This is a genomic window from Verrucomicrobiota bacterium (assembly GCA_038744685.1).
Taxonomy (GTDB): Bacteria; Verrucomicrobiota; Verrucomicrobiia; order Opitutales; family Puniceicoccaceae; genus Puniceicoccus.
Genome location: JBCDMB010000004.1, coordinates 75,318 through 101,992, shown reverse-complemented (window position 1 = coordinate 101,992; position 26,675 = coordinate 75,318). Strand labels below are relative to the sequence as shown.

Genomic DNA, 26,675 nt, shown 5'->3' with positions numbered 1-26,675 from the left:
TCAGCTGCCCTTGGCGTCATGTCAAAAGGCCCCATGCATACCCCTCTCAAAACACTTCTGGCCAGCTCCACGGTTTTCGCCCTGTCAGCCACTCTGGCTTCAGCCTCTCTCTTGACGCCCGTGCAGACGATCAACTTTGGGGGGTCGATCAACGACACCTTTGTCAGCATTGACGACAGCCAGATCTCCGTCGACACGTCGAGCCCCTTTACCGGCTTCCAAAAGTTCGACCCTAGCCTCGGGACGCTAAAGCAGGTGCTGCTGACGGCGCAGGTTTCGGTGGAGGTGAGCTACCTTTTTGAAGCTTCGGACGTTTTCGACGTCGACGAGCCCTTCACAGCAGGCTACGAGCCGGGTTTCAACGACTTGGTGCAGACTAGCGTGATTTATCGGCCCAATGATGGTTTCAGCGGCTTCGCGGTTACCTTTGACCTGAACGATGTGCCAGTGCTGGGTGCCTTTGACGAGGATCCGCAGAACTTCATCGAAGACGACTTTTTCTTCTTCACCGACGAAGCCTTCGACAGTTACGGCGCCTTTGGGATCGAAGGTCTGCCCTCGGAAGGAGTTATCTTTTCCACGGACGACGAGTTTGTAGAATCGGATTTCGTCGGCAGCGGCGAAGTGACCACCCTCTCGCTGGATTCCTTTGTGGAGTTGAACGAAATGGCCACTCTGGATAACCACGGAGAACCCTCGCTCACAATCACTGTTGAGATTGTCGCTGGGGAGGCCACCCTGCAGTACGAATTCATCCCGATCCCCGAGCCCTCGACCTACGCAATGATCTTTGGGGCAGGCGCGTTGGGCCTCGTGCTGCTTCGCCGGCGTCCGCTTCGTTGACACAAAATTCAGCCTCCGAGTGCTTGCTTTTTCCGCAAAGCAAAAAAAGCAGGGGTCAAACTGTAAAATCCAAAGGCTGTTTAGGCGAAGAGGTAGCCTGTTTCCATTCTTCCAGTTCTCACTAGACCGCCAAAAATGGGTTAAACGCAAAGTTCAAAAGGCGCGGGTCAGACATTCGCTTTTGGTGGCAAATGCCGTTATGGAAGAAGCACTCACGCTACAAACCGCTTCGGCAAGGCCAATGACCTAATGCGGCGCCCTGCCCAACCATTGACATCCGGACCACGCCGCCTAGCGTTCAAATGACATGTCCGAGTCTTCGCGACCCTTGATCGTGATCACCGGTGCCAGCGCTGGAATTGGCCGCGCATTGGCCGAATTATTTACGGGTAAAGGCCACGCCCTGCTTTTGGTCGCGCGCAAGATGCCGCCGCTCGACTTTCCTCGAACTCATTGCGTTTCCGCCGATGTGGCGGATTACGACACCCTCAAACGGGCAATTGATGACGCTGAAGCGGAGTTTGGACCCGTTGACTGCATGATCAACAACGCGGGAGTGGCTGATTGCCGGCCATTCGATCAAGTGGATCCGAATGACTTCGAGCGCGAGATCCGGACAAACTTGATTGGAGCCATGAACGGCGCCAAGGCGGTTTTCGATGGAATGGTCGGACGCAAGCGTGGCACCATCATCAACGTCAGCTCGATTTCAGACCGGAAAACGGTTTCAGTCGCCGTGGGCTACACGGCGAGCAAGTTTGGGATGCGCAGCATGTCGGAATCACTGCGGGAAGCCGGTGCTCCGCACGGGGTCCGCGTCATCAACTTGGCCCCGGCTTTTATCCGCACCAACATCCACGCCGGAATGGGGATTACTTTTGACGAATACAAAAAGCTTGTCGGCGATCCGGATTTTATGACGGCGGAAGAGTTTGCGGAGATCGTTCGCTATTGCTACGAGGCACCCGCCCATCTCTGCATTCGTGATCTGGTGGTGACGCCGACCCGGTCAACGATGTGACCGATTCTCTTTTTTTGCGAAACGTCCTGATTTGGCAGTCGAAGACACCAAAAAATGGAGGGGTGAAATGCAAAATATAAAGAATGGGGAAACCAAAGAGGTCAGTCCAAGTTCTCATGCTTCTGCTCAAGTGAGCAATAAACGCACTTTAATCAGGCGGTCATATAAAGTTGCCTGAATACACAAAAAGACTCCTCCCCTTCCGGAGAGACGTATTTCTTTGATCAAAATTCTAGTTTTGCGACACGCTTTGCTACCTGTGAAGAGTCAAGGCACGACGTCTTCTTCGGTCCCTCCTTCTGATCGAGCGTATGGAGTCACTCCACACCAAGGACCGTCAACTACGTTTTATTGGTCGCATGCTCCGGCATCACCGACACCCCAGCACGGTATACATGAGCCGGTGGATTGAAGCGAAGAATCAATTAGAGGAGGGGCATCATGTTTCACGCCGAGAAGGCGTAAGCGCTTACTGACGGACGCGACGGCGAAGCAACACTGCAAGGCCGACTGCCAGAGAAAGCAAAACATATGATGGTTCTGGTAGATATTCTATCGCTAATGCGTTCACATTGAAGCCCGAAGCTGTAGGGTCGGGCGACGGCGTAAAGCGAGGTTCGTCCAGAATAATGCCGTCGAGTGTCGCGACATTGATGCCGTTGTTGAGAAAGGTGGTCCAATACAGAAAGATGCCATCGGTGGTCAGGCCAAGTGGGCCGTCAGAAGAAGGTATATCGGTATCGATCAACTCGGTCAGTTGGCCACCGTTCCGGTCCGAGCGGTAAATGATATCTGTTTCAGTGTCAGACCAGAATAGGTATTGGTCAGTCGCTGTGAGCGTGCCCGGGTTGAAAGTGCTACCACTGAATGATGCTTCGAGGTCAATGATTTGGGTGACATCGTTTCCGTCAAGGTCGCTTCGAAAAATTGCGTCTTGGCTGGTGTCGGTCCAGTAGAGATCGTCGCCAAATACTGTGATGCCTCGAGGAGCACCGCTGGTCGAAATCAGTTCCTGCGCCCCGGTGCGGTTTAAGGCAGGCCCGGCATCCGCCCGATAGATAATGTTATTTGAACGGTCGGTCCAATACACATGGTCGCTATTTGCCGTTATGTCCTGCGGCCGGTAATCTGCGCTACCAAATGTATTGTCGAGATTGATGAACTGGCCTCTTGGTGTAGTGCCGAGTGTGCTTGCGTAGTAGATGCGATCTTGATTGGCAGCTGTGAAATAGAGGAGGTCGTCAGCAAATGTAATGCCGTTGATGCCGTAGACTCTCTCTCCGCGGCCGGTATCATCAAGGTCACGGATCTTGCTTTGATCCGAGCCATCGTTGGCGTTTGCGCCAAAGACAGCATCCGAATTGGTTTCAGACCAATAGACTACATGCGCTTGAAGCTTTACAGAAGCTACGAATAAAAGGATGAAAGTTGTGAGTCGAAGTTTCATTACACTGCTCTTTGTGATGACGGACCACGTTGAATCTTTAATTCCGAGTCTACTTTGCCGTGATTAGTTTGAGCTGTTTGTTGGTTGAAGCTACGATTATTGGACAAAGCAACTAGAAATAGTGATTTGTCTATTTTTTCTTCTGTAGCTTAATTCAAAGTAGACTTCAGAGCTGTTGCTGCATTGCTGTATCATACTGAACCGCAGTGAACGAAGAGGGGAACCAAAGGGGTCAGTCCAAGTTTTCATGCTTGTGCTCACCTGAGCGATAGAAGTATTTCGATCAGCCAATCGCCCAGCCGGTCATAGAAAGCTGCCCAAAATGAGAAGACCCCTGCAACTGGACCAGTTTGAGTGTTAGTCTTGTCAGTTATATTTTGATGGTTAGGGATTGGTTTGGATTTTGGCAAGGGCTCCGGTGGAGGGAAGGCGTAGCCTGACCGGAGCCGGAGCCCTTGCCAAGGTAAAGCTCGGCTGGTGACTTGTAGTCGATCCCACTGTGTGGACGCCGTTCGTTGTATTTCTCCCGCCAGTCCGCAATTGATACTCTGGCATCAAGCTCGTTGATAAACCATTCGCGATTCAAGCAGTCGTTGCGGAAGCGGCTGTGGAAGCTTTCCACGTAGGGATTCTGCCACGGTGAGCCCGGTTCGATGAAGATACAGTCGATTTTGCGGCTCTCAATCCATTCACGGATAGCTGAGGCAATGAACTCGGGACCGTTGTCGCTACGGATGCATCTGGGCTGTCCGTAGCGCAGGCAGGCTTGGTCCATTGCCGTTCTTACCTGCTTCGCATTGATCGTTCGATTGACGTTCAGATCCACACAGAAGCGTGTGGCTTCATCAACAACGCTAAGGATCTTGATGCTTCGGCCCTCCTCGGTCGTATCGAAGATGAAGTCCCAGCTCCATACGTCGTTGGGCTTATGAGCCTCAACAGGCCTTGGAGCACTCGAAGCTCCCCGCAAAGTCTTCTTCTTCACCGCAATATGACCACGCAGACCTTCGGCTCGACGAAGACGTTGGACTTTCTTTCGATTTACCCGCCAGCCTTCACGGCGCAAAAGGACCGTGATGAAGCGGTAGCCGTAGGTGGGGTTCTCCTTCGAGAGCTCCTTGACCCTGTTCACCAACTGTCGCTCATAATCCTCTTTTGCCAGAGCTCTGTAGTAGTAGCTTGATCGGCCCAACCCAAGATAGCGACAAGCCCGGCGCAAAGAACACAGGCTCGTCTCTACCACTGAGGCGACTGCACGGCGTTTGTGCTCCGGGCTTACCATTTTTTTGAGTTTACCTCCTTCAATACCTCTATGTTCAGTGCTTGGTCAGCTACCAGGGCTTTCAGGCGGCGGTTCTCCTCCTGGAGCTCCTTGAGCTTGCGCGCATCCGATAGCTCCATGTCCGCGTATTTGCGCCTCCAGCGGTAAAACGTCTGTTCGGTGATCTCGTGCTCGCGGCATAGATCACTGACCGGCGTCCCCGTCTCCGAGGCGCGCAGTATACGCATGATTGATTCCAGGCTGTGCCGTTTCTTCTTCATTGGTCTGTCTTCCTTTCTGGGGAAGCCAGACTAACATTTCAAGCGGTCCAGTTTGCGGGGGTCAGGTCAGTTGTAATGTCATCGAAAGTCAATACTATTGGCATTTCTTTCGTTCCGTATCCATTAGTCATTTTTTGAAAAAATGATTCTCTCAAAGCCTAATATTTAAGATACCAGCTCTCTGGAGACCTTGCCACCATTCGTGTTGCCAAATGTTTCTGAAAATCACTCAAACCGGAGGAATTAATCTGGCTGTCGATCAGTTCTCTTATCTGTTTTTGCTCAAGATAGTCATTGATTTGTGTCGATAACTCAGAAGTAAGTTTTTGAATTCTCTGAGATTCGTTCACAAATTTTGCTACGCTATTCTCACCTTCTCGCTCGTTTGAATCTCTCTCTGGTGGTTCAATTATCTCTTGGATTTTTCCAATCACTCCTTTTGCCAAATCCTCAAGAGTTTCATCATCATACAGCCCTAAGGGATCGAAGAAGGTCCACGGGTTCTGAGTGACGTATGTGTAGACATTTGGGCCGTCCACGTGGCCCAGGGGATCTCGAGTGATGAAGGTGCCCGTTTGGAGGTCGCGGTAGCGGAAGCCTTCATTGAGCAGTCCGGTGGGATCTTCATCCTTGGTGTTCGCTCTCTGTCGGTCGTTCTCTACCGAGCCGTCGTCCCATTCACGACTGCCCGCTGAATTGCCGTGAGTGCCGAAGGCTTCGTAGGCGGCCTGGTAAGTCAATGATCCCGACGAATCCGTCGCCGCAACCACATCACCCCGACTATTGTAATGCTTGTAGGAAGGTGCTCCCCCGCGGAGAGTGTAGAGGATGCCCCCTACTCCGCCGCCGTAGTCAGATCCACGAATATACTCTACCTCGAGAACGCCTTCCTGCCCGAGGATCGGGACGATCGGCTGTGGAGGTTGAGGATCAAGACCCAGCGAGAGAATCGGATCGGCCGAAAGAGACGGACATTCGGGTATCGGAACCAGAACGGGTTTGTCCAGAGTCAAGGAGCTGTTGTCCAACGCCAATTGATTCCTCCAACCTACCGATTATCTTCAAAGTCCCCAAAAGAAGACTATAGTCCTATCGCGTAACAAAAAATTCACATCATCGATAGCACAGATTGTGCGGAGGTAGTCGTATGCACTTATCTCAGTTGTAATTTTAAATGATATACTCTTTCGTTCTAGATACCAATCTGGAATTTCTCTTTTGGGATTTTCTAGTCTAAAAGAGATTTCCCACTTTTCTTTATCAATTGAACCATTCAAGTATTCTAATAATATTTCTCCAGCTTCTACAAGAGAAAAGTTTTCTACCTTCCCAGGAACAAATTCTACTTCCTTCAAGTGTTCATAATAATTTTCAGACAAATCATCTGCACAAATTGAGAACACCAAAATAAAACTCATTATTATACTGAATCTCATTATTCTGAAGGAGGCGAAAATGGGGTGAGTCCAAGTCTTCATGTTTTCAGCAGCCTCCACTCGGGATCGGGCCTCCCATAGCAGAGGTCAAATGCAAAAAGTAACGATTTCTCATTGATTCAACGAGCATGCTGACAGCACAAGTTGGAGATGTGATAGTGGAGAATGGGTCTCGGCGCAATGCTACTTTCCGCAGCACGGTTTTTGGACGGGATTTCACCTGCCCTCCGTTAGAATCGGGTACTTCTAGCAGTTCCCGGACGCTCGCTACCACCTTGATTCACGTGTCTCGGCGGCCTCCGCTACAACTTCTCGAGCGTCCCGAACCAACTCTTCGATCGTGGGACTCTTTCACTCTGGGGGAACATGGTTTTTCGTCCACGGAGGCGCAACTCAGATCGAATGCAGCCGTAGCAATGAACCCTTGCAGTGATAACCTCGTTCCTCACTGCACGTTGCCATTTCCTCATGGTAGGTCCCGTAAGCCTCCGATTTTAGACGCTAGACTCCGATGACTGACGGAGCGGAGAACATTGAGTGGTACGCAGACTTCCCAGGAGTGCATAGGCAACGAATTGATAAACTTCCATCCTATCTCCTTCTGTTTTTCTTGCTCCGGTTCCGAAGGGATGAAAGGTTCTGCCAAGTCTTCTATTCATGAGCAATTCCTCTCCCTACCAAGCTGCAGACGAGTTTTTCGCGGCTAACCTGCCTACTGGGCTCACCTTTGACGACGTTTCGCTGGCGACCCGCTACTCCGAAGTCTTGCCTAAAAGTGCGAACCTGAATCTCCAGCTCTCCGAGGGTATCGCGCTTCATCTGCCCATGGTCTCTTCAGATATGGATACGGTGACCGAGAATCAGATGGCAATTGCAATGGCGCTGCAGGGTGGGCTCGGAATCATCCACTACAACATGAGCGAGAAGCAACAGGTCGGGGAGGTGGCGCGCGTCAAGAACCACGTAAACGGTCTGATTCAGGAACCCTTCGTTGCTCATCTTGACCAAAAGATCGGCGATGTTCTCGAGCTGGTGGAACGGAAGAACGTGAAGTTTCGCACTTTTCCCGTGGTTGATGAAAACGAACGGCTGGTCGGCCTTGTTCCGGGTAGAGTCGTCAAGAATCGCTACCGGGACTACGATGTGCGGGTAGCCATGCATTCTCGGGACGAGGTCCACACCATCCTCGATACGGAACTAGGAGATAATCCCGTTGAAACGGCAGACAAGTTTTTCAGCAGCCAGCTGGGCATCCATAAGCTGCTGGTGGTCGACAGCGAAGATCGCCTAAAAGGACTCTTCACCCTGAGTGATATCGAACGAATTATCGAAGAGGCACAGTCGAATCTTCGCCCGTCGCGCGACGAGAGATTCCGTTTACTTTGTGGGGCCGCCATCAGCACTGTTCGCCGGGAGGACGGGTCCCTTGACCGGGACCGAATTCTTAGCCACGTCAGTGAAATGGTCGAAGAAGGCCTCGACGTGGTCGCCGTATCCACCGCCCACGGATTTAGCGAGGGTGTAGGAGAATCCGTCCGCTTGCTCCGGTCCGAATTCAAAGATCTGACGATTGTGGCCGGTAACGTCACGAGTGGCGATGGAGTTGAGTTTCTTGCTGAGGCTGGAGCCGATGTGGTGAAGGTCGGTCAGGGTCCGGGCTCAATCTGCACCACGAGACAGATTGCTGGGGTTGGGATTCCTCAACTCACTGCTCTTCACGTCTGCTCGCGTGCGGCTCGCAAATCGGGAGTGCGGGTGCTCGCAGATGGCGGAATTACAAAGTCGGGGGATATGGTAAAAGCGCTCACTCTGGCAGACGCGGTCATGTGCGGAGGTTTGCTTGCGGGCTGTAAAGAAGCTCCCGGGACGATCCTTGAGATCAAAGGAAAGCTCTACAAACAATACCGCGGCATGGGCAGCGAGTCTGCAATGAAAGCGGGCTCTGCGGCGCGATACGGCCATCAGAAAAAAGATGTGACCCGAAAGGTTGCCGCTGAAGGAATTGAGGCACTCAAAGAGATTTCTGGGTCTGTCGAAGAAGTGATTTCAGGACTTGCGGGAGGGCTTCGCAGTGGGATGGGTTATTTGGGCGCAGCTAATCTCGAGGCTCTCAAGAAGAATGCGCTCTATGTGCGAGTCTCACCCGCCGGCCAGCGCGAAGCTTCCCCCCACGATGTGATTGTCGTAAAGACGGAATCCCCGGAGGAAAACTAGAATGGCTCTCCTCCCCTTTCGTAGTCCGCTCATTGCAGACATTGGAATTAGCTTCGGAGATGAGGGTAAAGGCCGCTTGATTTCCGAAGTCATTCGAGAGCTGCAGACCTCAACCGGTTTGAATGATCCGGTTCGCGTTGTGCTTAAAGTAAATGGCGGGGCCAATTCCGGCCACACCGCGGGTGGCCTCAAGCTCAACCTTCTTCCTGGCGGAGTGATCGAGTCGAGCGTAAGTATCCTTGGGCTTGGATCAGGGGTAGTTGCCGACCCTCGGAAGCTATTATGGGAATGCCGGACTACTGAATCCCGCGGATTTGAGGTTTTCTCCCGCCTGAAGATTGACGAAAGAACGATGGTGAGTGACCTCGGACACCGACTTCTCGATCTTGCTTGGGAATCTTACCGAGAGAATCAACTCAAACTTCCGGCAAGGGGCTCAACCGGACGGGGAATCACGCCAGCCTATCTCGACGAGGTCGGCCAGTGGCAAGTCTACTACGCTGACTTTTTGGGCAACCCCGATCGCCTTCGGAAACGTTTTGCTTCCCGTCTCGAGCGGGCGATCGACACCATCAAGAACGTTTGCAAAGTGACTGAGGACGAGTGGTTCGAATTTTTTAGTAAACTAACCAACGCGGAAAAACGGGCGAACAGTGCTGGAATCGCCGAAGGGATTCTCTCCGAAGAAGAGGTCGACTTTAACGAGTTCTGTGGATCGGAGCCGTTTACCCTCAACAAATCTCTTTTCGACACCTACTGGGCAACCGGTATCCAGTTCCGCGACGCGATCTGCGACATTCGAGAAGTGGTTCTCAGTGCTGTAAACGATGGCCGGAGCGTCATCGGCGAGTTTGGTCAAGCCTACTGGCTGGACAAGCGGCACGGATTTACTCCGAACGTGACCGCTTCGCACACCACCACTCCCGAGTTCTTCCAGTCCGCTGGCGTACCCGTCCAGCCCTTACACACTTTTGGAGTTTGCAAAGCCTACGACACGAAAGTGGGCACTCACGATTTCCTCACCCGGATTCCAGCCGACCACTCGTTATCCGAGAAGCTCTGCAAGATCGAGTTTGGAACGTCGACCGGGCGACAACGAATGGTAGGATGGTTCGACGCCGTCGAGAAAGGAACGACCCTCCGCTACAATGGTTTCGACGATCTGGTGATCAACAAGCTCGATGCCCTTACTTGTGATGGCTCTTGGGAAGGATCCCTCCGAATCTGCACCTCCTACAAGAGACCTGATGGAGAGATAGTCGGCAGAGTTCCAAGAGATGAGGTAGTGCGCCGCGAGAGCACACCCGTTTTCGAGGATATGGAGCCTTGGGACGAGGATATCCGATCAGTTCGAACGTTTCAGGATTTACCTGTCAACGCACAAATCTACGTCGCCGCAATGGTCTACTACACCCTTTCTTGCGCCTACGGAGATGAAGAATGGCCCAAGGACTTACCCAACTTGCGTTATATCGGGGTCGGTCCCAACCCAGACGAGATCATCAAGGAAATCCCCGAAACAACGGAAGTCATTAAGATGCTTCCAGAAAAGAATGCGGTTTCGATTCAGCAGTGACTTTTGGTGGGAATTTTCTTCGAAATCCAAATCGGGATGACAATCGAAGTCGCTTTTTTACCGCAGGTATTTGGGCCACGTTCTGTAGCGTGTTGAGGAATCTTCGATTTCGAAAGCGATTTGGATTTCGATTTGGCCATTCAACTTCATAGGCGTCTCTCATCGGTCCTGACCACGGTCCTTCGTTCAGCATTTGCAGGACTGTTTCTTTCACTACTTCCTTGCGTGGCCTCTGCTGCGGATTGGGAAACCTTGGAAGGGGTCCGCTTGGATCGAGGTTCTTTCGCTGATGGAGACTCTTTCCGGGTGCGCTACGACGGGGAAGAGTATACCTTCCGGCTCTTTTACGTAGATACTCCGGAGACAAATGATCGCTATCCGGAACGAGTGCAGGGACAGGCCCGCTACTTTTCAATTTCATCCAGAAAGGCTATGGAATTGGGAGAAGAAGCGGCTGATTTCGTACAGGATTTCCTTTCTGGATCATTTACGGTTTACACCGATTGGAGCGACGGCTGGGGGGCCACCACACGCTATCGTGCAATCGTTGAGAAAGATGGGAAAAACCTTGCTGAAGAACTGGTTCAGCGAGGTCTGGCGCGAGCTTCCGGTTTTGTGCCGGATACGCCATGGCCCGGTCTCAGCGGAACCGTTTGGGAATACCGTTCTGAATTGGAGGAAATGGAACGACAAGCCAAACGAAGAGGAGTTGGTGGATGGTCTGAACAAGCAAAACCAGCGATAGGTGAGGATCGAGATCTCACGAATCCGAACGGGTTGGTTGACATCAATTCTGCTGATCAGGACGCTCTTGAAGCCTTACCAAGAATAGGACCTGTTCTCGCTTCAAGGATCATATCGATGCGTCCCTTCTTTAGCCTCGAAGAGCTTGAGTATGTCTCAGGGATCTCGTTTGGCACCATCGAGGATCTTAGGCCCTTAGTCATCGTAATTCCACCCCCGCTCATCCCCAACACGGCAAATTACCTTCGCGAAAACGCACGATTCTATTTGGATTCTTCGATCCGGGTTCAGGTCGAGCGACTGGATCCCCTAAAAGATGCGGCACCGGAAGGATTTTCAGTAGCAGATGCCTATACAATCGGCGAAGGAACGAGAGGGGGTAAGATGCGCCTTTTTGCCCCCACACAGAATATGAAATTTGCGGTGCAAAGATTTTCTCAGTCGGCAACACCACTCGAGATTCGTGCCTGGCTGCGGGACTACGAAGGCGAGCTGATCCTCGTGATCTATCCATAGGTCGGAATGGAGATTCTATGGCAACACGATCTTTCTTGGAAGAGGACGGGTGGAGGGTTAATCGGCGTCGATGAAGCGGGCCGAGGTTGCTTGGCCGGCCCGGTGTTTGCTGCGGCCGTCTACCTACCCGAATCACTCTTTTCCATGCCGTGGACGGCACTTGCCGCTCCACACGTCGACGATTCAAAAAAGCTCTCTGAGAAAGAGCGGGGAGTCGCTCGCGACTATTTATCGAATCAAGGAGCATCTCTGGGAATTCTCTCATCGGTGGGAGTCTCCACTGTCGCTGAGATAGAAGAGCACAACATTCTTGGAGCAACTACACTAGCAATGAGCAAAGCCCTCAAAGCGCTCTCGGTTCCACTTCAAGCCGAAGAGCAATCTCTGTTCGAAAGAACCGCTCATACCTACCCATCCATTCTTGTTGATGGACGACCGCTGAAAAAGTTCCCTTTTTCTCATGAAGCACTCGTCAAAGGTGATAGCCGATCACTAGCCATCGCTTTAGCCTCTGTAGTTGCAAAAGTTGGACGGGACCGCTGGATGTCTCAGGCCAGCAAGTCTTACCCTCAGTACGGGTGGGAGCGGAACAAAGGATATGGAACCGCAGTGCATCGCCGAGCCCTGCTGGAACACGGACCATCCCCGCAGCACAGAAGACTCTTTCTAAGAAAGATTCTTCAAGAGCAGTGACCAACGGTGCCGCACTTCGAACCGCGTATCAGTTGGAAGGAACAAATCCAATCGAACCGCTCTCCAGTTGACGGCCTGAAGTTTCTGGGTTTTTCTCCCGCAAGTGACGGAGGAGCCATCCATTATTACTGTTGTTTGCACTGCGAACACTTGCCGTAGTCCAATGGCCGCCGGGCTTCTCCGCCACGCACTTGATGGTGAGGACAACAAGCCGCCCTTCCGGGTAGACTCAGCTGGCATCGCTTCTCAGCCTGGAACGAAAGCCTCGGAGAACTCGATTATCGCCATGAAAAAGGTAGGAATCGACCTCTCTAAGCACAAGAGCTCTCAATTGACCCCCGAGCAAATCACCCAATCTGCAGCTGTCTTTTGTATGACTTCCGCGCACCTCCGCATGATAGAGGCTCTTTTTCCCACTCACAACGGCCAACTACGCCTCTTTCGCGAGTATGCCTCGTCTGGAAGTAAGGAAGTTCCCGACCCGTTCGGAGGAGACCTCGACGAATATGTGAAGTGTCGCGATAGTTTGCTGGATGCCATTCCCGGTATGCTTCGCTTTCTTTACCAAGAGGTCTTCCCACAAAGAGGAGGTTGAAAATTCCACGTCTCCCCGCATAGTCGTTTTTTTAACTAAATGAGCAGAGATACCGACACTTCTATTCCCACTCTATCGTCTGAGTCGCTGGCAAACCTGGACCCAGAGCTTTACCACGTCCTCGTAGAGGAACGTGAGCGGCAACAGTGCCACATTGAGCTAATTGCATCAGAAAACTTTACTCTGCCGGCGGTAATCGAGGCGACCGGAAGCGTTCTCACGAACAAATACGCGGAGGGCTATCCCGGAAGGCGCTACTACGGCGGTTGCGATGTGGTGGACCGCGCGGAGACCTTCGCTATCGAAAGAGCCAAGAAACTGTTTGGAGCGGATCATGCAAATGTGCAGCCCCATGCGGGTAGTCAGGCGAATGCAGCGGTCTATTTGGCTTCCCTCGACGCTGGAGATCGGATCTTAACGATGAACCTCTCAGACGGTGGGCACCTTACCCATGGTCATCCTATGAACTTCAGTGGAAAGCTTTATACCGTCGAAAACTATGGTGTAGAGCCGGAGACCGGTCGCATAGACTATGATAAGGTAGCTGCTCGCGCGAAGGAGTTTCAGCCAAAAATGATCACCGTGGGTGCCTCTGCCTATGCGCGCGAAATCGATTTTGGCCGGATGGGAGAAATCGCAAGGGAGAACGGAGCGTTGCTTCTTGCCGACATCGCGCACATCGCAGGTCTTGTGGCTGCGGGGGAACATCCATCCCCAGTCCCCCACGCAGATTTCGTGACGACCACGACTCACAAAACACTGCGTGGACCGCGGGGGGGTCTCATTCTCTGCAAAGAAGAATGGGCAAAGAAAATCGACTCGGCTGTTTTTCCAGGTACTCAAGGCGGACCGCTCATGCACGTGATCGCGGCGAAGGCGGTCTGCTTTGGCGAAGCCATGAAAGACGAATTCAAGGCTTATCAAGCGGAGGTGAAAGCAAACGCTAAAACTCTTGCGGCCTTTCTGGCGGATAATGGGCATACTCTCGTGAGCGGCGGAACGGACAATCACCTTTGCCTGATCGACCTGAGAGGGACCGACCCGGAACTAACGGGAAAGATTGCTCAAAACCGTTTGGACGAGGCCAACATCACCACCAACCGAAATACGGTTCCCGGTGAGACTCGGAGTCCTTTTCAGACCAGCGGGCTACGGCTGGGGACACCTGCCGTGACCAGTCGAGGAATGGGTGAAGAGGAAATGATAGCGATCGGGGGCGCGATCGACACAGTCCTCCGAGCACCTGACAGCAGCGACGCGGTCAGGGAGGCCAAAGAGATTGCTCTGGAACTTTGCAGCCGCTTTCCGCTGCCCTACGGCGGATCGTCCTGACCGGGAGCGATTTTAGCCAAATACAAGACGCTCGGTGCAAGGTCGGGTGCAATTTCCTTTACCCCTGAATCGTGCTGAGAGGCTGTAGCTGCGCTTTAACGAGCAAACATGAAAACGGGCCGTCCTTACAAACTGACCACTAAAATCGAAGCCCAAACGATTACGTAAAGGCTCGGCATTAGAAACCGCGCCAAAAAATTCCCTGACTTCCAAAGCCTTTCGTTCCCATTGATCTTGGCCCTTTCGAAAGCAATGACGGTGGCGACGCAAATTCCTGTCATCAGGTAACCGGAGATGATCAACTGATCCATCAAGGTCAGGTAAGGAACTCTTGGGAGTTGTCTCGAGACGAAAAAACTAAAGGCGACCGCCGTCAGATTTGCTGAGAAAACGATACTAACCCGGCGATCCAACGCGTCATTCTCCATCCAGAACACACAGGTCGAAAGAAGAAGAAAAAACGAAAAAGGTAGGAAAATCCGGGTGAAGTAGAAAAACATCTTTCGTTCCACGTCATACGTGAAGACTGCTTCAGAGAAAACCGTTTCTTCTCGGACTTCCTTCCGGTGTAATACCTCCGCGGAATGGTCGACTACCTCCCACTCGACAACATGATCTATTACTGCAGCATCCACCACACTCTGTTCCCGATTGATGGCCCAAACTAGCTGGTCCTCTGGGTGGGCGAACGATTCGATTGCAATCTTCAATTGCTGGGAATCCCGTGGAAATTTACGAAGGTCGTAACTGCTCTGGAAGCTCGCATCAAAGATCTCCCGGTATTCTCTCTCTCCGGAAGTCTTGAGAATCAGCTCTCGATTCTCCACTGTCCGCGCGCCAATCGCATTAATGAATTCAACTTGAGGCCACCAAATGTTCTCCAATTTTGCCAGAGCTTGTGAACCCAAAAGCGTCTGCTCCACCGGCTGATCCACATTCTCCAGACGGATATCCGGATCGATCCAACGAAGCGAAAGAAAACCACGAGCCCGAAAGCTTTGGCTTGGTTCATTGACTTCCAGAAGGTCGAGAAGTGTTACTGCAATTGAAACCTCAGTCGCTGACTGACCACTATCTGGCAATTCTGTCGACTCAGAGACAGAGGAGTTGGCAATCGCGAAAAGCCCTACAAAGAGAGCCTGCAAGAGTGTTTTTGGTTTCATCTATCCAACTGTCATTGAAGGAGCACCCCCACTGTTCTCACTAGTATCACTTAGGAGCAAAGAGAAAAGATCCCAGATGGGATCAAAAACTCAAACACCAGTATTGCGGACCAACCCTCATTACGAAAGGCCAGAACCAGAAACGAAACGACCTCAGGGGGGAATAAAACCCCGTCGATCGACCATAGGCTTGCCTCCAAGCTGGTCATCGCGGAGCCTTCGGAAGTGAAACCGACTCTTGTCATTCTCGCGGCTGGAATGGGAAGCCGCTATGGTGGACTCAAACAAATCGACGCAATGGGTCCCAGTGGCGAGATCATGCTCGACTATTCCGTAACCGACGCCTCAGCCGCTGGTTTCCGCAAAGTTGTCTTTGTTATCCGAAGGGACATTGAATCGGCTTTCCGCGAAGTTGTCGGAGATCGTTTTCTCTCTCAGGTAGAGGTTGAATATGTGTTCCAGGATCTAGGCGATCTTCCCCCTGATTTTTCCGTCCCGAAGGACCGGGTGAAGCCATGGGGAACGGCCCATGCGGTCCGAGCCGCGCGCTCCCTCATCAATGAGCCTTTCGCCGTGATCAACGCTGATGATTTTTACGGGAGGGAAGCCTACCAGACGCTCGCCGACTGGCTCATCGAACAAGATCCCGGCCAGATCGCAGCCGCGATGGTCTCCTACCCTCTCGGCAACACTCTCTCAGACTTTGGGGTCGTCAATCGTGGGATTTGCTCCGTTGAACATCATCTTCTTCAACGAATTGAGGAGTTCGAAGAAATCAGTCGGGACGAGGACCAAATTCTCCGGGGAACCCCACCCCATCAACCGCGAATAGAACTGGATGAAAACGCTTCTGTCTCCCTGAATTTTTGGGGATTCACCCCGGCTGTGTTCCCACTCCTTGAGCAGGATTTTAAGGATTTTCTAACCGAAAGATCGAAGGACCCCAAATCGGAATGGTATCTGCCAGAAGCTGTGGATCGTTGGATCCGTTCAGGCCTGGTTCAATGCCCTGTCCTTGAAAGTAATAGTCAATGGTTCGGCGTAACCTATCCAGAAGACAAGGAGCGAGTCCAAATACACCTTCGCCGATTGACTGAACGGTAGGACCAGACGGCTTCATGAGTGGCAGGCCCGCAGGGATTCGAACCCCGACAAGCAGTACCAAAAACTGCGGTGCTACCATTACACCACGGGCCTGCAGCTCAACCCCAACGAGACTCACTTTTGGTTGTAGGGTCAAGCCGGCAATCCGCTTACTAGCTACGCGAAAGACTATCGAAGCGACAAACAGTATCAAAACTTTGAATTATTCAAATTATGACTTGAATTCCTGTTTTACATAAATAATGTATACTTATGCTGATTCGGCGGCAAATAGAAGAGGAACTGCGAAGGGTGCTCGAAGAGTATCCTGTAGTAACCGTTCTTGGGCCACGACAGGCGGGAAAGACTACTCTGGTTAGAACAGCACTCGAAGATTACCCATATTCTAATTTGGAAGACCCAGAAACCCGTGAAATCGCTCGAAACGACCCTAAAGCCTATCTGAAGCAATTTTCAGAGAAAGTCATTATTGACGAAATCCAGCGTGCTCCAGAGTTACTGAGTTACATTCAAGTTGAAGTCGATTCCGTATCGGAAAATGGCCGTTTCGTTCTTACGGGTTCACATCAACTCAGCCTGCGGGAGGCGATTTCGCAGTCACTTGCCGGTCGAACCGCCATCCTGAATCTACTGCCTTTTTCTATCAATGAACTACGCAGTGATGGAATCGAATTCGAACGCTTCGAAGACTACTGTTTCACTGGCTTTATGCCGCGCATTTATGAGAAAAAACAGCGACCGAGCACAGCCTACGCGAACTACTATCAGACTTATGTCGAACGTGACGTCCGTCAGCTGATCAATCTCAAGGATGCCAGCCTCTTTGAAAAAACACTAAAGTTACTTGCTGGAAGAACGGGTCAGATCTTTGACTACAGCTCCCTGGCCAACGATGTGGGTGTCGATGCAAAGACAATACGGAACTGGACCTCTATCCTCGAAGCTTCGTTCATCCTCTTTAAGCTACCGCCGTACTTTGAGAACTTCGGGAAACGGATAATCAAAAGTCCGAAGTATTTTTTTACGGATGTTGGCTTGCTCTGCTACCTATTAGGCATACGCGAGCCCCAACAGGTGACACGCGACCCGTTGGTTGGCCAAATCTTTGAGAACATGGCTGTCATTGATTATCTGAAAAACCATTACAACAAAGGCCGGGTAGCCGGGCTTTACTACTTCAGAGATAGCAATGGCAATGAAGTCGATCTCTTAATTCAATTAGGCCGATCCCTTCAGGCAATCGAGATCAAAGCTGCAGCTACATTCAAAATAGAGCACCTCAAAGGAATCAGTAGATTTAAGGATCTCACAGACAAAGTCTGTTCAAGCTACTTAATCTACTCAGGCAAGGCCCATCAACTCAGTGAGTCCATTGAAGCGATCCATTTTAAAGACATTGGATCACTCCCATAAGATTGCTGCTGAATCGGCTCTGTAGTCTAAATCGCTTGAAAAATTCGTCCTTGATCTTGTAAGCAGCGCGAAACTTCGATCAAAGCCTTTTACGCTATTTAGCCACGACTGCAGGTTTTGAGTTACTTCCCAAGAATCGATCGACCTTACTCGACACGATCACCCCGTAATTGATGGTTCCGAGCCAACCGGACATGATGATTCCGACGCTTCCGGCATGATACAGGCCAGGCACTTTCTCAGGGAGGTCCATTGATACCTGAAGTCCTTCAAATTTTGTGCCAAAGGAGGTGCCTCCGATATGTCGGGTGTAATGGTTCACGGTTCGAGGGGTTGCCGCCTCCACATGGTCCAGCTTATCCCGGATTCCCGGAAGATACTTTTCCAAAGACAGGATGGACTCCTCGCACAAACGGTCCTTCTCGATTTGGTAGGCTTTCTCGTCGAGATCTGACCAATCCGACCACTTTGCATTGAGAGAGGCAACCACCGAATAGCGAGGAGGATCCAAATGTGGACGCATGTCCGGATAATAGACTGAGAAAGTCCGACTAGTCGTGTTGATATCCGTCAGTTCATCGCTCGAAAACTTTTCAGCTTCGGAGGTGAAAACAAGGTCCCCGATGTTCTCAATAGATTCGCCCTTCCGTAAGCCCATGTAGACCTGACAGGAACTCGTGTTGACCCGGACTCCGCGAACCGCATCCGCGTATTCGTCATCCAGATACTCATCCCCCACCAAACGCAGCGTGGTGTTCTTGACGTTGGCATTGGAAACAACGGCTTTTGCTGGAATGAATCTACCGTTTGCAGTCACACCCCTGACAACAGGCTTCCCGGCTACTTCCTCTACTTCAATTTTCTCAACTAAAACCTTCTTCCGAATATCAACGCCATTGGCCTTAAGCTCCTCTTCCATCTTTCCAACAAGAACGTCGGTGCCACCTTGAAAGGTAAACACCCCTTTACTCATGAAATTCGAGAAAACGATTCCAAAAGTAATCGCCGGATCTTCTTCCGAAGAACCGTTCGCATAGGCAATCGGTTCCATCAGCAAACGTTTTACATCTGAACGCCCTGGGAAAAATTCCTCAAACAACTCGCCGGTAGTCCGATTGTCCTGATCATAAAAGTTCATCGCCCTCAGGTGCTCAAAGAAAGCCTCAACCGTAGATCGGGAAATCTTGAACTCCTCTTCCAGAATTCGACTGAAGTCGTCCCGGGCAAACGTTGTCCAGACGTCAAACTGGGGATTAATAAACCTCACGTCCCTTAGCTGGACGATCGAATCCGCGATCTCCTTGGTCCAATATTTACGGCAGGACTTCAGCATCCCGTGAGGAAAGCCATGAAGCGAAATGTCGAAGATGTGACCTCTGGGACGTTTAAACCAAGTAGCGAGGCCACCCAGCTGGTAATGATGCTCCAAGACTAAAACCGAATGCCCAGCCTTCGCCAGTGTGTTAGCGGCAGTCAAACCGCCAAGTCCGCTGCCGATCACGATGACATCGTATTCGTCCTTAATTCCTTTTAACCGATCCAGAGGCATCCAAGAAAACCAACTATCAAACCGTGACAGCGCAAGTGTGGAAGAAGGAGTCCATCAATCAGTTCCTCTTCCTCCATCCCCTTCGACGGTGGCACCGATGGTCCCATCATGAAACTGAAGGGAAACCTGTCGCTCACTCCGACAATGCTCGCTTCTGGTGATCGGTTTTCCAGAAGAGTCCCGCACGATCACGAAGCCTCTCTTCAGGTTATGGGCCAAACCACCGCTTCGCAGTGACCTGAGCTGCACGGACAACGCTTCCTTTTTGGACTCAAATCGGCGCTGAACGATGAGCTTTAAACGGCGCTGAATCTCCTCTTTCTCTTTCTGCCGCACTCCCAAAATCTTAGTTGGATCATAAATGGCAAGCTGCTTTCGAGCCTGCGCCAAAGACACCCAGGAATACTGCAACTTCCCGTCAACTGCTCGCACCAATCGGTCCCGAAAATCATCAAGCCGCTGGCTGTTGGATTCCAATCGCCTGACCAGGGGTCTCAGACTAAGCCGCTCCTCTATTTGGCCGACCGCTGTAGTCCGCTTCTGGATGGAATGCCGTGTCGCGCGAAGAAGCAGTTGACCAGACTGGCTCAAACGACGATTGAAAACGGAAATCAAGCTACTAATCCATTCTGCGGCTCCAGTGGGAGTTTCCCGACGCAGATCGGCGACAAAGTCGGTCAGTACCACATCAGTTTCGTGCCCGATTGCGGAAATAGTAGCGACAGGACAAGCCGCCAGAGCCCTAGCGATCTTCTCGTCATTGAAACACCAAAGGTCCTCAAGACTACCCCCGCCTCTAGCTAAGACCAAAAGATCGAGTTCCTCCATGGAACCTGCCCTCTCGATTTGGCGAATCAGTTTTGGAATGGCGGCATTGCCTTGGACCGCGGAAGGAAAGATGCGAAGGTTCCCTCTCCATTCCATTCGCTCGAAAACGCTGATCATATCACGGATCGCCGCGCCACTTGGAGAGGTGATCACGCCTACAGTCAGAGGATATTCCGGAAGGGATTTCTTTCGTGCTTCTTCAAAAAGTCCCTCCTTTCGCAGTCTTTCCTTGAGTGCTTCAAATTCCCGCTGTAGACGACCAACTCCATCCTCCAAAAGTTCTCGCACGATGACCTGATAAGAACCTCGGGGCTCGTAAACAGAAACCTCGCCGAACGCTACCACCTGCTTTCCGTCGGCAGGTTCACACTCGACCCGAAGAGCGTTGCCCCGGAAAAGAACCGATGAGATCTGGCCACCCTCATCTTTGAGGGAGAAATAACAGTGTCCGCTCGGTTGCCGCCTAAGATTCGAAATTTCTCCCCTCACCCAGACTGTAGGAAAACTCCTCTCCACCACCTCTTTAATTTGCCGGTTCAGGTCTGAAACCGAGATAGCGTTCTCCGGTCCCATCATCATTCGGACGGTAAAGAGTCCGACCCTCCTTCGGCCGCGAATTCTTTAGAAACCTCAACCAGGTCAGGATCAGTCTGCAATTTCCTTCGAAGCCACTTAACGCCAAAAAGGAAGAGAAGAAGGACAAAGACTGCTATCAGAATGATCACGAAGTTTCCTTCAAGAATCGCTCCTGCGGTAAATGCGATTCCAAAGGCAATAGGAACCTGCGTCGTCCAACTGGCGATCAGGTAGTAACGAAGAGGGACCCGCAACAGCCCCAGAGTATAGTTTTGGATGCATAACGGCAGGACGGGAGTCACTCGGACTAAAAACGAAAACTTTAAGTGATCTTGCGAGGGAATCTTCGGTAGAGAGAATCCGAATTTGGAGAGAAAGAAATTCGCCACACGATGGAGGGGCCCAACCGTGAGAAAGTAACACCACAAAATATTCAAGGCTACAGCACTGGAAGCGACGAGCGCACCCATCACCTCTCCCATTGGCTCAGCGTAGACCAGCCCTGCTAGGACGAGCATCGGACTTTGAGGAACAAAAAAGGCCGGCAAAACAACCATAGCCCCGTAAAGGATGACCGGATGTTCTCCCAGCTTGTCCGACAAATCCTCTAGGACCGTTAAAGCACCGTCGACCGCCGCAGAAGGCAGTAGGAGCAGAACTAGCCCGATCGCACAAACGAGAGCCGCCGCCAGCAATGCGGCCGTTCTCAGCTTACGATTCACCAGAAACCGGGAGACTCTCCTTCAACAACCGGATCTCGTCCCTCAAACGGGCGGCTTCCTCAAAATCCTCGGTCTTTATGGCCTGATTGAGTTCAGACGAAAGTAAATCGATCCGCTCCCTCATAAGCTCGTCGGTCAGTAGTCCGGAAGGAACCTTTCCCACGTGTCTTTCCCCTTTGTGCATTTTTCGCAGGAGACCCGGAAGAAACGGTCCGAAAGCGGCGTAACACCCAGGACAGCCAAAACGTCCTGTTTCCTCAAACTTTTCCTTGGAACAACCGCAATCGGGGCACTCGATCGATATGCGATTTTTCACCCGGCCCAAACTTTCACCATCAGGGATCAAAGAATAACCAGAATCCTTGAGGACCGAAGCACCAGGGTCGCTCTTCTCCAAAGTGGAGGAAAAGACTTTTCCGCCAATGATTTTCGTCAGGTAGATCTTCGGGAGATTTGATGATTCTGTAGTATTATCCGCCACAGCCTGCAATTTCGTCGATCTGATGAAGCCTGTCAATCGACTCTAAGCAGCTAAAAAAGAGCCGAATCCGGGAAAATACTGGAAAAATCACAATTTTTTAAATTTTCACTTGCAAACTGACCCTAAGAACACTTTTCTCTCCGTCATAACAAACTTTCTCTCGTAAAGAGAGATTGGGGTAACAATAAAGCAGAAAGCTAATAGGGGCGCGGTTTTGGGGTAGACCGCGCCCCTTCTTTTTATCCTTTTGAAAGGACTCATCGACGGTGTTTTCGGTATTTCTTCCTCCGCTTTTTCAAGCCGCCTCTCCTGGTTGGGCCATCCGATAAACTCACCTCTCCCTCCCTCAGAGCCTTGATCTGGTCTCTCAAAACGGCCGCTCTCTCAAATTCGAGATCGAGTGAGGCTTGATTCATATCTTCCTCCAGCTCAGCAATTACTGCAGCAACTTCCCGATCATCGCTCCCTTCGCCAACCGCCAGCGCGAAGGATTCATCCTTTGTAGTCCCGCCGTTCCGCAAAAGACTGGACTGATCGTTTCGGCGAACGCCCTTGGGCGTGATGTTATGCTCTTTATTGTGGGCCAATTGCTTCTCCCGTCGATACCGGGTCACCTCTACCGCCCTCTCCAGAGAACCTGTAAGAGCATCGGCATAGAGAATGACACGCCCTTTCTCATGCCTAGCCGCCCTCCCGGCAGTCTGGATTAAGCTGGTTTCGCTTCTAAGAAAACCCTCCTTGTCCGCATCCAGAATCACGACCAACGCCACCTCCGGTAGGTCCAAGCCTTCCCGTAGAAGGTTGACTCCCACAAGAACGTCAAAATCTCCTGCTCGTAGACGTCGGAGAATCTCCACTCGCTCAATCGCATCAATATCAGAGTGAAGGTATTCTACAGCGATTCCATCCTCCGCTATGAACGAGGCAATGTCCTCAGACATTCGCTTGGTGAGAGTTGTCACCAGAGTCCGGTCTCCAGCCTCTTTGGTTTTGCGGATCTCTGCCATCGTATCTTCTACCTGTCCCTTGAGTGGACGGATTTCCATGATCGGATCCACCAGTCCGGTAGGGCGAATCACCTGCTCTGCGATCACTTCGGATACTTCAAGTTCGTAGGATGCCGGAGTAGCTGAAACAAAGAGAGTTTGTCCGGTCACATTCCTGAACTCCTCTGGCTGCAACGGCCGATTATCGAGAGCAGAGGGCAACCTAAATCCAAAATCAACGAGCCGGCTTTTTCTCGAGCGGTCACCGTTATACATGGCACCAATTTGAGGCATGGTCACGTGACTCTCGTCCAGGATCAGAAGAAAATCATCCGGAAAGAAGTCGATGAGGCAAAAAGGCCTTTCTCCCGGTTTTCGGCCACTCAGGTGGCGGGAGTAATTCTCGATTCCACTGCAAAACCCAATCTCCTCCAGCATTTCCAAATCATACTCAGTCCGCATCCTGACACGCTGTGCCTCAAGAAGTCGCTGCTCCTTCTCAAATTCATCCACCCGGTCATCCAGCTCTTCCCGTATTCCCTTTACTGCATCTTTCAGTTTGTTGCGGGGCGTGATGTATTGATTTGCAGGATACAGGTAAAAATAGCCGTAGGGTTCACCCGTTTCTCCTGTCAAAGGATCCAGCGGACGAACCGATTCCACCTCGTCGCCCCAAAATTCGACCCTGATCGCACTCTCGAGATAGGCAGGAAAAACGTCGACAATCTCTCCCCTCGCACGGAACTTTCCTCGGGTCAGTTCAATGTCATTCCGCTCGTAAAGGTTCTCGACGAGCCGCTCAAGAAATGCATCGCGCCCCAGCTCATCTCCGGTTCTGATTTCTATCATCATCTCCCTGAAATCTTCCGGACTTCCGAGGCCGTAGATACAGGATACACTGGCAACGACAACCACATCTCGACGGCTTAGAAGAGCACTCGTAGTCGAGATCCGGAGCCTTTCAATATCCTCGTTGATCGACGAGTCTTTTTCAATGTAGGTGTCGGTCTGTGGAACGTAAGCCTCCGGTTGATAGTAATCGTAATAGCTCACAAAATATTCGACCGCGTTTTCCGGAAAAAAACCCTTAAACTCCGAGTAGAGCTGAGCAGCGAGGGTTTTGTTGTGCGAAATCACAAGGGTCGGCCGATTCAGCCGCTGGATAAGATTCGCCATCGTGAAGGTTTTTCCAGATCCCGTCACCCCCACCAAAGTCTGATAGCGATTCCCCTTTCGGATGGATTCTTCCAGCTTTCCGATAGCGACTGGCTGATCTCCAGTTGGCTCGTAGTCGGAATGTAGGCGGAAGTTTTCCATCACCAGGATCATGCTTGATTTGCGACTATGGTCAATCGGCTCCGGACCACTTCCACATCGTTTTCCGAAGTCTCCTTGATCACCAGTGCTCAAGAGGATATCCAAGAAGAATGGCGACAAAAGTGATGACGATTCTCGAATCTGGGTTCGAAGAAATTGAAGCGATTACCCCTGTTGATCTTCTGCGCCGAGCGGGAGTCGAAGTGAATTTGGTATCCGTAGGAGAGGTTCTCACCGTAAAGGGAAAAACGGGAGTTTGCGTTCAAGCCGAACGGCTCTTGCGAGACTGTGACACGAATGATTATGAAATTCTCTTTCTCCCGGGAGGTCCCGCCGTTCAAAAGCTGCGAACGAACCCTAAAATTTTGGAGTTGGTTCGATCTTTCCACGAGAATGAACTTTTGATCGCCGCTATTTGTGCAGCATCGCTTATCTTGAAAGACGCCGGGGTCCTTTCTGATCGGTCATTCACTGCTCACCCATCAACTTTGGATGAACTTCCTTCCGCTAGTAAGGATGCTGTAGTCGTAGACCGTAATTTGATTACCTCTCAAGGGGCTGGAACGGCTGTGGAGTTCGGACTCACCATAATCCGCTCCCTTCTCGGACAGGAGAAGAGAAACGAGATCGCTGACTCCATCTGCTTTTCGGCAAATGAAAATTGATCGGTTTTAGACCATACCGACCGTTGCCAATTTGAAGAACAGGTATGGGGCAGAGCGACCGTCTCAATCCCTATCCTAGGTCCAATTTTTTATGCGGGGTATTAGGGGGGAGAGGGACGGGTTCTGTCCCGTCCAAATCGTTTTGGCTGGGCTACCACTCCAGCGCGCGGACCACGCGGAGGTGGTCCCTCCCGAAATACTAATGAGCTTACCCCGTGGCTTTATGAAACCGCGCTGCACACAAAGCATGATCGCAAGAATCGAAATCGAAATCGGTATCGCTATCGAATGCTCTCGAGACCCGATTTCGATCCCGATATCGAATCCCGAGTAGGTTCTATTTAAGCAGCGAAATAATAATTGCACCCCTATCCTACTCGAAAGCTCTCCGACTTGCCAAAGACTCTAATTGGGTCAATCCTCCGCTGTTTGGGATGAGCATTGAGCATTTTGATTTTCTTGTTCTAGGCGGTGGGAGTGCTGGATATAACGCTGCAGCATTGGCGAGAAAGCACCTGCCGAAGGTAGCGATCGTAGATGGCAGCGAAGAGCTGGGCGGCCTCTGTATCCTGCGGGGATGTATGCCCTCAAAAACGCTTTTGTATGCGGCAGACGTGCTGCATCTCGCGAGTGAAGGGCATAAATTCGGGCTCAACATCCCGGACCCACAAGTGGACATGAAGGCACTTCACAACAGGAAGAAGCAGATCATCGGGGAGTTCGCGAGCTACCGAAGGTCCCAGATCGAATCTGACCGCTTCAGCCTTTTTAGGCAGAATGGTCGGTTGGGGCCTGATCGGACAATCTTATTGGATGACGGAAAGACCATTCGAGCAGACCGGATTCTCCTCTCGACGGGTTCGGAGATTGCCGTTCCCGGGGTTCCCGGACTGGCGGAAACACCGACTCTAACGAGTGACGATATTCTGGAGCTCGATTCGGTCCCTGAATCTGTAATTGTCCTCGGGGGTGGTATTGTTGCCTGCGAGTTAGCTCAGTTTCTCAACAGAATCGGCACGAAAGTGACCATGATTCAAAGGAGCCCGCACATTCTTTCGGATGTGGAGCCGGATATGGCAACGGTTTTGGAAGAAAGCCTAATCGACGAAGGTATCGATCTTTTTACAGACACAAAGATCGTTAACATTGAGTCCAAAGAGAAGAGAGTTTCCGTCCAGTTCTTGTTCGGCGGTCGTGTCGAGGTTGTGCAGGCGGACTCGCTGTTCAATGCGCTAGGGCGCAAGCCAAGAACAAGTGGCCTCGGGTTTGAAACACAAGGAATTGTTCTTCGCGACAGTGGGCACATTCAAACCAACGAATGCCAGATGACTTCGTTGGATTCCGTTTACGCTGCGGGCGACTGCACAGGACCGCATGAACTCGTTCATGTTGCCATTCAGCAGGCAGAGGTTGCGGTTCGCCATTCTCTCGGTCTTGAGCCTAGGCCAGTTGATTACGACAAGATCCTTTCAGTGATCTTCACGGACCCTCAGGTGGCATCCATTGGTCCACCAAAAAAAGACCTCGAAAAGAAATTCGGAGACTCTCTTGCAGTTGCCGATTATCCTTTCTCCGACCACGGGCGCTCTATTCTAATGGAAGCTAAGCGGGGTTATGTGCGACTATACAGTAACAAAGAAGATGGTAAGATCGTGCGAGCCGAGTGCGTTGGAAAAGATGCCGGCGAACTGATTCATTCAATGGCAGTTGCTATTGGCACGGGTGCTACCGTTCAGGAAACACTGGAAGCACCTTGGTATCACCCGACCCTATCAGAGATCTGGACCTATCCACTGGAAGATCTGGCAGGCTGACCTTCAAGAGCACGTTGCCCTTCCGAGAAGGAGAGAACTCGCTAACGTTGCGGACTCAACAGAGCAGGGCTTCGTTCCGCAAGAGCCTTAGGCGAAAG

General features: G+C 51.4%; 23 protein-coding genes and 1 tRNA gene. 12 read left to right on the top strand and 12 right to left on the bottom strand.

Translation table 11 applies throughout. The annotated features are described in order from the left end of the window. The first annotated feature begins 33 nt into the window (after positions 1-33). Positions 34-843, top strand: coding sequence for a PEP-CTERM sorting domain-containing protein (locus AAGJ81_04070; protein ID MEM0965316.1), 810 nt, complete (start codon positions 34-36; stop codon positions 841-843). A gap of 307 nt (positions 844-1,150) precedes the next feature. Continuing rightward, positions 1,151-1,864: an SDR family oxidoreductase gene (locus AAGJ81_04065; GenBank protein MEM0965315.1), complete on the top strand. Its 714-nt coding sequence runs from the start codon at positions 1,151-1,153 to the stop codon at positions 1,862-1,864. A 469-nt stretch (positions 1,865-2,333) separates the two neighbouring features. Here AAGJ81_04065 and AAGJ81_04060 read toward each other — a convergent pair whose 3' ends face one another. The 5 genes from AAGJ81_04060 to AAGJ81_04040 form a co-directional block, all read right to left on the bottom strand. Next, positions 2,334-3,311 (bottom strand): hypothetical protein, encoded by a 978-nt coding sequence (locus tag AAGJ81_04060; GenBank protein ID MEM0965314.1) that lies wholly within the window; start codon positions 3,309-3,311, stop codon positions 2,334-2,336. Positions 3,312-3,681: 370 nt separating this feature from the next. Further along, a complete protein-coding gene (locus tag AAGJ81_04055; GenBank protein MEM0965313.1) occupies positions 3,682-4,593 on the bottom strand; it encodes an IS3 family transposase in 912 nt (303 codons plus the stop codon). Then, positions 4,587-4,853 (bottom strand): transposase, encoded by a 267-nt coding sequence (locus AAGJ81_04050; GenBank protein MEM0965312.1) that lies wholly within the window; start codon positions 4,851-4,853, stop codon positions 4,587-4,589. The genes AAGJ81_04055 and AAGJ81_04050 overlap by 7 nt, the downstream gene beginning before the upstream one ends. Positions 4,854-5,011: 158 nt before the next feature. After that, a complete protein-coding gene (locus AAGJ81_04045) occupies positions 5,012-5,881 on the bottom strand; it encodes an RHS repeat-associated core domain-containing protein (protein MEM0965311.1) in 870 nt (289 codons plus the stop codon). A 33-nt stretch (positions 5,882-5,914) separates the two neighbouring features. After that, positions 5,915-6,349 (bottom strand): hypothetical protein, encoded by a 435-nt coding sequence (locus AAGJ81_04040; protein ID MEM0965310.1) that lies wholly within the window; start codon positions 6,347-6,349, stop codon positions 5,915-5,917. A 597-nt stretch (positions 6,350-6,946) separates the two neighbouring features. On the opposite strand from AAGJ81_04040, the gene AAGJ81_04035 reads away from it, so the two are divergent. From AAGJ81_04035 to glyA, 6 genes are all read left to right on the top strand, one after another. Continuing rightward, on the top strand, positions 6,947-8,503 hold the full coding sequence (locus AAGJ81_04035; GenBank protein MEM0965309.1) for an IMP dehydrogenase: 1,557 nt from the start codon (positions 6,947-6,949) through the stop codon (positions 8,501-8,503). A gap of 1 nt (position 8,504) precedes the next feature. Next, positions 8,505-10,079: an adenylosuccinate synthetase gene (locus tag AAGJ81_04030; protein ID MEM0965308.1), complete on the top strand. Its 1,575-nt coding sequence runs from the start codon at positions 8,505-8,507 to the stop codon at positions 10,077-10,079. Between the two features lie 120 nt (positions 10,080-10,199). Further along, complete coding sequence (locus AAGJ81_04025; protein ID MEM0965307.1) at positions 10,200-11,339, top strand: helix-hairpin-helix domain-containing protein; 1,140 nt, start codon at positions 10,200-10,202, stop codon at positions 11,337-11,339. Positions 11,340-11,345: 6 nt separating this feature from the next. Next, positions 11,346-12,032 (top strand): ribonuclease HII, encoded by a 687-nt coding sequence (locus AAGJ81_04020; GenBank protein ID MEM0965306.1) that lies wholly within the window; start codon positions 11,346-11,348, stop codon positions 12,030-12,032. A gap of 103 nt (positions 12,033-12,135) precedes the next feature. Further along, entirely contained in the window at positions 12,136-12,627 is a 492-nt protein-coding gene (locus AAGJ81_04015) for a low molecular weight protein arginine phosphatase (GenBank protein ID MEM0965305.1), read from the top strand. 39 nt (positions 12,628-12,666) lie between these two features. After that, positions 12,667-13,959 (top strand): serine hydroxymethyltransferase, encoded by a 1,293-nt coding sequence (gene glyA / locus AAGJ81_04010; protein ID MEM0965304.1) that lies wholly within the window; start codon positions 12,667-12,669, stop codon positions 13,957-13,959. Positions 13,960-14,084: 125 nt separating this feature from the next. On the opposite strand, the gene AAGJ81_04005 is transcribed toward glyA, so the two are convergent. Further along, on the bottom strand, positions 14,085-15,122 hold the full coding sequence (locus AAGJ81_04005; GenBank protein ID MEM0965303.1) for a hypothetical protein: 1,038 nt from the start codon (positions 15,120-15,122) through the stop codon (positions 14,085-14,087). Between the two features lie 225 nt (positions 15,123-15,347). On the opposite strand from AAGJ81_04005, the gene AAGJ81_04000 reads away from it, so the two are divergent. Next, on the top strand, positions 15,348-16,226 hold the full coding sequence (locus AAGJ81_04000) for a sugar phosphate nucleotidyltransferase (protein ID MEM0965302.1): 879 nt from the start codon (positions 15,348-15,350) through the stop codon (positions 16,224-16,226). A gap of 19 nt (positions 16,227-16,245) precedes the next feature. On the opposite strand, the gene AAGJ81_03995 is transcribed toward AAGJ81_04000, so the two are convergent. Then, positions 16,246-16,319: transfer RNA gene (locus AAGJ81_03995), tRNA-Gln, on the bottom strand. A 159-nt stretch (positions 16,320-16,478) separates the two neighbouring features. Between AAGJ81_03995 and AAGJ81_03990 the strand changes: the two genes are divergently transcribed. Next, the gene (locus tag AAGJ81_03990; protein MEM0965301.1) at positions 16,479-17,639 is read left to right on the top strand and encodes an ATP-binding protein; all 1,161 of its coding nucleotides are present in this window, start codon (positions 16,479-16,481) and stop codon (positions 17,637-17,639) included. 94 nt (positions 17,640-17,733) lie between these two features. On the opposite strand, the gene AAGJ81_03985 is transcribed toward AAGJ81_03990, so the two are convergent. The 5 genes from AAGJ81_03985 to uvrB form a co-directional block, all read right to left on the bottom strand. Further along, positions 17,734-19,188, bottom strand: a complete 1,455-nt coding sequence (locus tag AAGJ81_03985) for an NAD(P)/FAD-dependent oxidoreductase (GenBank protein ID MEM0965300.1) — start codon at positions 19,186-19,188, stop codon at positions 17,734-17,736. 54 nt (positions 19,189-19,242) lie between these two features. Further along, positions 19,243-20,595 (bottom strand): exodeoxyribonuclease VII large subunit, encoded by a 1,353-nt coding sequence (xseA, locus tag AAGJ81_03980; protein ID MEM0965299.1) that lies wholly within the window; start codon positions 20,593-20,595, stop codon positions 19,243-19,245. Further along, positions 20,592-21,314, bottom strand: a complete 723-nt coding sequence (locus AAGJ81_03975) for a VTT domain-containing protein (protein MEM0965298.1) — start codon at positions 21,312-21,314, stop codon at positions 20,592-20,594. The genes xseA and AAGJ81_03975 overlap by 4 nt, the downstream gene beginning before the upstream one ends. Then, a complete protein-coding gene (locus AAGJ81_03970) occupies positions 21,304-21,795 on the bottom strand; it encodes a UvrB/UvrC motif-containing protein (protein ID MEM0965297.1) in 492 nt (163 codons plus the stop codon). The genes AAGJ81_03975 and AAGJ81_03970 overlap by 11 nt, the downstream gene beginning before the upstream one ends. A gap of 257 nt (positions 21,796-22,052) precedes the next feature. Further along, complete coding sequence (gene uvrB / locus AAGJ81_03965; protein MEM0965296.1) at positions 22,053-24,098, bottom strand: excinuclease ABC subunit UvrB; 2,046 nt, start codon at positions 24,096-24,098, stop codon at positions 22,053-22,055. 110 nt (positions 24,099-24,208) lie between these two features. On the opposite strand from uvrB, the gene AAGJ81_03960 reads away from it, so the two are divergent. After that, positions 24,209-24,763, top strand: coding sequence for a DJ-1 family glyoxalase III (locus AAGJ81_03960; GenBank protein MEM0965295.1), 555 nt, complete (start codon positions 24,209-24,211; stop codon positions 24,761-24,763). Between the two features lie 434 nt (positions 24,764-25,197). Next, positions 25,198-26,577: an NAD(P)/FAD-dependent oxidoreductase gene (locus AAGJ81_03955; protein MEM0965294.1), complete on the top strand. Its 1,380-nt coding sequence runs from the start codon at positions 25,198-25,200 to the stop codon at positions 26,575-26,577. Positions 26,578-26,675 lie beyond the last annotated feature (98 nt).

Excerpts from the sequence above, each read along its gene's own strand:
- uvrB (MEM0965296.1), bottom strand. The coding sequence starts at position 24,098 with ATGGAAAACTTCCGCCTACATTCCGACTACGAGCCAACTGGAGATCAG.
- AAGJ81_04050 (MEM0965312.1), bottom strand. The coding sequence starts at position 4,853 with ATGAAGAAGAAACGGCACAGCCTGGAATCAATCATGCGTATACTGCGC.
- AAGJ81_04060 (MEM0965314.1), bottom strand. The coding sequence starts at position 3,311 with ATGAAACTTCGACTCACAACTTTCATCCTTTTATTCGTAGCTTCTGTA.
- AAGJ81_03960 (MEM0965295.1), top strand. The coding sequence starts at position 24,209 with ATGGCGACAAAAGTGATGACGATTCTCGAATCTGGGTTCGAAGAAATT.
- AAGJ81_04035 (MEM0965309.1), top strand. The coding sequence starts at position 6,947 with ATGAGCAATTCCTCTCCCTACCAAGCTGCAGACGAGTTTTTCGCGGCT.
- AAGJ81_04020 (MEM0965306.1), top strand. The coding sequence starts at position 11,346 with ATGGAGATTCTATGGCAACACGATCTTTCTTGGAAGAGGACGGGTGGA.
- AAGJ81_04065 (MEM0965315.1), top strand. The coding sequence starts at position 1,151 with ATGTCCGAGTCTTCGCGACCCTTGATCGTGATCACCGGTGCCAGCGCT.
- AAGJ81_04005 (MEM0965303.1), bottom strand. The coding sequence starts at position 15,122 with ATGAAACCAAAAACACTCTTGCAGGCTCTCTTTGTAGGGCTTTTCGCG.
- AAGJ81_04030 (MEM0965308.1), top strand. The coding sequence starts at position 8,505 with ATGGCTCTCCTCCCCTTTCGTAGTCCGCTCATTGCAGACATTGGAATT.
- AAGJ81_04070 (MEM0965316.1), top strand. The coding sequence starts at position 34 with ATGCATACCCCTCTCAAAACACTTCTGGCCAGCTCCACGGTTTTCGCC.
- AAGJ81_03990 (MEM0965301.1), top strand. The coding sequence starts at position 16,479 with ATGCTGATTCGGCGGCAAATAGAAGAGGAACTGCGAAGGGTGCTCGAA.
- AAGJ81_03985 (MEM0965300.1), bottom strand. The coding sequence starts at position 19,188 with ATGCCTCTGGATCGGTTAAAAGGAATTAAGGACGAATACGATGTCATC.
- AAGJ81_03955 (MEM0965294.1), top strand. The coding sequence starts at position 25,198 with ATGAGCATTGAGCATTTTGATTTTCTTGTTCTAGGCGGTGGGAGTGCT.
- glyA (MEM0965304.1), top strand. The coding sequence starts at position 12,667 with ATGAGCAGAGATACCGACACTTCTATTCCCACTCTATCGTCTGAGTCG.
- AAGJ81_04055 (MEM0965313.1), bottom strand. The coding sequence starts at position 4,593 with ATGGTAAGCCCGGAGCACAAACGCCGTGCAGTCGCCTCAGTGGTAGAG.
- xseA (MEM0965299.1), bottom strand. The coding sequence starts at position 20,595 with ATGATGATGGGACCGGAGAACGCTATCTCGGTTTCAGACCTGAACCGG.